The 4901-nt window shown below is 59.2% G+C and carries 5 protein-coding genes and 1 tRNA gene; 1 reads left to right on the top strand and 5 read right to left on the bottom strand.

Features of this window, described 5'->3' with window-relative positions:
- Positions 1-456: 456 nt before the first annotated feature.
- On the bottom strand, positions 457-672 hold the full coding sequence (locus Q0C48_RS10165) for a CopG family transcriptional regulator (RefSeq protein ID WP_065413069.1): 216 nt from the start codon (positions 670-672) through the stop codon (positions 457-459).
- Positions 669-1100 (bottom strand): putative toxin-antitoxin system toxin component, PIN family, encoded by a 432-nt coding sequence (locus Q0C48_RS10160; protein ID WP_291524004.1) that lies wholly within the window; start codon positions 1098-1100, stop codon positions 669-671. Before Q0C48_RS10160 ends, Q0C48_RS10165 begins: the two co-directional genes overlap by 4 nt.
- Before the next feature lie 215 nt (positions 1101-1315).
- On the opposite strand from Q0C48_RS10160, the gene Q0C48_RS10155 reads away from it, so the two are divergent.
- Positions 1316-1387, top strand: a tRNA-Ser gene (locus tag Q0C48_RS10155).
- 108 nt (positions 1388-1495) lie between these two features.
- Here Q0C48_RS10155 and lon read toward each other — a convergent pair.
- From lon to Q0C48_RS10140, 3 genes are all read right to left on the bottom strand, one after another.
- Positions 1496-3862: an endopeptidase La gene (gene lon, locus Q0C48_RS10150; protein WP_291524002.1), complete on the bottom strand. Its 2367-nt coding sequence runs from the start codon at positions 3860-3862 to the stop codon at positions 1496-1498.
- The gene (locus Q0C48_RS10145) at positions 3859-4263 is read right to left on the bottom strand and encodes an Hsp20/alpha crystallin family protein (protein ID WP_291524000.1); all 405 of its coding nucleotides are present in this window, start codon (positions 4261-4263) and stop codon (positions 3859-3861) included. Before Q0C48_RS10145 ends, lon begins: the two co-directional genes overlap by 4 nt.
- Before the next feature lie 196 nt (positions 4264-4459).
- A partial coding sequence (locus Q0C48_RS10140; RefSeq protein WP_291523998.1) for an MFS transporter occupies positions 4460-4901 on the bottom strand: 442 nt, incomplete at its 5' end.

Here is a 4901-nt window from a genome sequence, read left to right as displayed (position 1 = left end):
AAAATTTTTATAGATAAGACTGTGGTGGTTATCTATAAAAAAATTCCCGCGTATAGGGGAAAACAGGTGGTTACCTAGGTTACCTGGTTACCTACACACATATATATATGTTATTATTGGTTTTTTACGGTAACCAGCGGGTAACCAGTGGATTATTTACTGGTAACCGTGCGGGCTGCCCGCAGTGGCAGGCGACGACAGCAGAACAGGCTCAGGCCGTTACCGCTTCCCCATAAATGGCTCAGGCCGCACGATTCCGAGGAAGCGGTAGGGTAAAGTACCCCTTTGGATCAGCACACGGCGGGACGGCCACGGGGAAAAGCCTTTAAGCGGTGTATAAGCTATATCTTCTTTATATTGAGTAAAGAGGGAACGCCAGATAAAGTGACTCGTGTCTTGCTATAGCTTTTTTGTACCGATCCGCCTCGTTACTGCGTAACAGGTTACAGCGTGGTGTTAATGCGTTTGGTCAATTTTTTCCAGAATGCGTAACGCTGCTTGCGGGTCTCCCTGAGCAGCCATCACGCGGAACCTGCGCTCGACATCCATTTCAGTGAGCATTTGCGCCGTCCACTCGTCAAAGAGCTTGTTTACGCTGATCCCCTTCATGCGGGCCATATCCCGGATTTTGTCCGCCTTGTCGTCTGGGAGTCGAATCGTCAATGTACTCATTTGAACACCTCCAGGCATTCCGATGGTTTCAGGATGCGCAACTCCGGCCAGGCAAGCTCCCCGCCCTTCAAATCCGAGATGTTGTGCGTGATGATGGCTTCAGCGTTTCCCGCCACGGCCAATTCGACCAAGTGATTGTCCCCTTCATCCGGGAGATTCGGACGCCACCCGTAGTAGATAGAGATCCACTTCCCCTGCTTCGCCAGTGCGGCCATGATGGTTTTACGCTCGTCGCCTGTGGTCTCCCCGGTCCATATTGGCCTACCCAGCATAGCCTCGTATTCCAGCCACAGTGCATTCCCGAACAAAGGGACGTAACGCCCAGTCAATGCGTATTTCAAGACAGCGCGAGAGGCGCCCCCTTCCGACCGCATGGCGCCAACAAAAACATTCGTGTCAATGACGAGCCGAACCATGGATGACAGCATATATGCTTCCACTTATTAAAACAAGCTGTGGCGGCATTCCGTTCCGCCGGACCTCAGATATGGCGGTTGGACCCCTGACGTAGAATCAGAAGGCCTATAATCAGCGGGTCGTTTGCACCGCAATTGCACCACACTGAGGACGGGAATCTGTGGGAATATAAGGGAATGGCGATACTTACAACAAGCTGTTTTAATTATGTTTTTACGTGCATCTTGCTGATGTAAAAGGGGGTTAAATTCGATTCGTAATCGGTAGGTCGGAGGTTCGACTCCTCTTGCCGGCACCATAAAAACAAGCGCCTGGCTTAACCGCCAAGCGCTTTATTTGTGCCCGACTGACTTTCCGGACCATCCGCATCCGGATGGCAGGACCTGTAACACGACCCGGATACCACCTATTTTTCCAGGCCCATTTCCAGCGCCTGCGCCACTGCATCTTCCACCCGTTCTATCCAGATGAAGGTAAGTTGTTGCCGTGCGTTCTCGGGGATGTCTTCGTAATCCCGGCGGTTGCGTGCCGGCAATAGCACCGTGTGAATCCCGGCACGCAGCGCCGCCAGAACCTTTTCCTTGATCCCGCCTACGGGCAGAACCAGGCCACGCAGACTGATCTCGCCGGTCATGGCCACATCCGGCCGCACCTTGCGGCCGGTGAGCAGGGAAATCAGCGCGACGGTAAGGGTCACGCCGGCACTGGGGCCGTCCTTGGGGATGGCACCGGCGGGGATGTGGATATGGATATCGCTCTTGTCGATGCTTTCCTGGGCAATCTGCCAGTCCGCCGCCCGCGCCTTGACCAGGCTCATGGCCGCCTGGGCGCTCTCCTTCATGACATCGCCGAGCTGGCCGGTCAGGATGAGGCGGCCGTTACCGGGGCTCTTGCTGGCCTCGATGAAGAGGATATCCCCACCCACCGGCGTCCAGGCCAGACCAGTGGCCACGCCGGGCAGGGCCACCCGCGAGGCGACTTCGTTTTCAAAGTGCTGGGGACCAAGAACGGTGGCCAGGTCATCGGGATGAACCTGCATCCCGCTGCTGCTGCCCTCGGCGACGCGCACCGCCACCCAGCGGCAAATGGCCCCCAGTTCCCGCTCCAGGTTGCGGCAGCCGGCCTCGCGGGTATAGCCGCGGATGAGGGCCAGCAAGGTGTCTTCTTCCAGCACCAGTTGCTCCGCCGTCAGGCCCGCCGCTTCCCGCTGCCGGGGCAGGAGGTAGCGGGAAGCGATGTGCATCTTGTCCTCCTCCGTATAACCCGAGAGCGCGATGATTTCCATGCGGTCCCGCAGGGGACCGGGGATGGTATCCAGGATATTGGCCGTGGCGATGAAAAAGACGTGGCTGAGGTCAAAGGGCATGGCCAGATAGGTGTCGCGAAAGGTGCGGTTCTGCTCTGGATCCAGCACTTCCAGCAGGGCGGCGGCAGAATCGCCGTGGAAACCACCGGCGCCGAGCTTGTCGATTTCATCCAGGAGCATCACCGGGTTGCGCACCTCCACCTTGCCCAGAGCCTGGAGGATATTGCCTGGCAGGGCGCCGATATAGGTGCGCCGATGGCCGCGGATCTCCGCCTCGTCATGGACGCCGCCCAGGCTCACGCGCACAAACTTGCGCCCCATGGCGCGGGCGATGCTCTGGCCCAGAGAGGTCTTGCCCACCCCCGGCGGCCCCACAAAGCAGAGAATGGGGCTCTTGCCGCTGGAATTCAGGCGATGCACCGCCAGATGCTCGAGGATGCGCCGCTTGATTTTGTCGAGGTCGTAGTGATCCTCGTCGAGAATGCCTCGCGCTTCACCGATATCGATGCGCTCCGCTGTTTCCTTGCTCCAGGGGAGGGCCAGGATGGCATCGATATAACTACGCACCATGCCATACTCGCCGGCCCCTTCGGGCATCCGTTGCAGGCGACGCAACTCCTTACGGGCCACCGCCTCCGCCTCGGCGGGCAAGTGCGCCTCGTCAAGGGCGTGCCCCAGAGCCTCCATCTCACCGTTGCCCTCCTCTCCTTCCCCCAACTCTTGCTGAATGGCCTTGAGTTGCTCGCGCAGGAAATACTCACGCTGGCGGCGATCCATGACCTCCTTGGTCTGCTCGCCAATCTTGTGGGTAAGCTTCAGGACCTCAATGCGATAGCTCAAAAACTGCGAGATCTGTTCCAGACGGCTGCGCACGTCAAGATTTTCCAGAATCTGCTGGCGCTCCTCGGCCTTGAGATCGAGAAAGTTGGCAATCAGATCCGCCAGTGCCCCGGGCTGCTCCACGTGGGCGATGGCCTGGGCCAACTCCTGAGGCACCTGCGGCAGAAGAGCGAGGGCTTCGGTGGCCTGCTGGCGCAAGTGCAGGACGCGGGCATCCAGCTCCGAACCGGTAGCTGTAATCTCCTCCAGGCGCTCGATGCGGGCCGCCAGAAAGGGATAACCCGGCAAAAATTCGCGCACCCGGAAACGGCCTTCTCCTTGAGCAATGAGGTGGTGGCCGCCATCCCCGGTGGTCACATAACGCAATATGCTGGCTACCGTACCCACCGGATACAAGTCATCCGGGCCGGGTGCATCGTTGCCGGGGTCCTTTTGCAGCAGCACGGCAATGGGACATTCCTGGCGGATGGCCTCCTGGGCCGCCGCTACCGACTGTGCGCGACCAATTCCGAGGGGCAGAACGACCCCTGGGAAAAGGACAATATTGCGCATGGGCAATATCGGCAGGACATTTTCAGGTAATACCAGCTTGCTGCTTTCGCTCGCCTCCGTGTGCGGATTGCTCATTTCATACCCCTCTGCTGGCGAAAGGACAAATGGAGGCAGCCGTTTCGCATTTCCCAGCCCTGTAAGGTCAAGCCATCAGGAATCTGCAGGCGCCGGTCGAAAACGCCGTAGGGGATCTCCAGACGATGGATATGCCCCGTTTGCAGCTCTGCGGAAAGCCGACGCTGACCACTCACTATCAGGACATTGCCGCTGAAGATTACCTGTACTTCCTCCGGGCTAACGCCGGGCAAGGCCACGACAATCTGCAGCCCACCACTGCTCTCAAAGACATCCATGGGCGGCTGCCAGGCTGGCTGGCGACCCGACGGGGCCGGCTGAAAGAAACGCCGCTGCAGGCGTTCCGCACGTTCCAACATGTCTATGGCCTGCATCCACATAATGTCTTCCAGATCGCGCATCCCCCACTCCCCCTGATCGGCGTCCCTGATGTCTCAATATTGTAGCGTATTTTTGCGGCTATACCTCCCAGCTTGGCGACGATGACGCCCATGTGTTTGCACCTTGTACGACGGGTCAATGCCCGCACCCGGTCTTTGGAGCTTCCGGATGGTTTGATCGGCCACCCTCAGCTTTCTTGCTGAAGGCCGCCATAACTCAGTTTGTGGCGCGGGCAAATCGCCGTGCAGCGCGATAGCCGCGCGTGGCCTGTACCCCGCGCAGCGCCCACAGGCCGGCGATGAAATAACTGCCAGTAATGAGCAGCGCCTGGCGATGATTGCCCTGGGTGAGCCAACTGCTGACGCCGTAGGTCAGCGGGCCGATGATCGACGCGAGCTTGACCGCCAGCCCCCACAGCCCGAAAAACTCGGCACGCTGCGCTGGTGGCGCCAGCAGCCCCACCATGGCCCGCCCCGCCGACTGCGAGGCACCCATGCACAACCCGGCCAGATTGGCGGCCACCCAGAACATGCGCTCGTCCGGCGCGGCCCAGGCCAGCACCACCACGCCTATCCAGGCGATCAGAGTAAAAGCAATCGCCCGCACATGGCCAATGCGGTCCTGCACATGGCCAAAAAAGAACCTGATTAGCACGATT

This window comes from Acidithiobacillus sp. (assembly GCF_023255755.1).
GTDB lineage: Bacteria > Pseudomonadota > Gammaproteobacteria > Acidithiobacillales > Acidithiobacillaceae > Acidithiobacillus.
The sequence above is the reverse complement of the archived record's forward strand: the minus strand, read 5'-3'. Positions and strand labels throughout refer to the sequence as shown.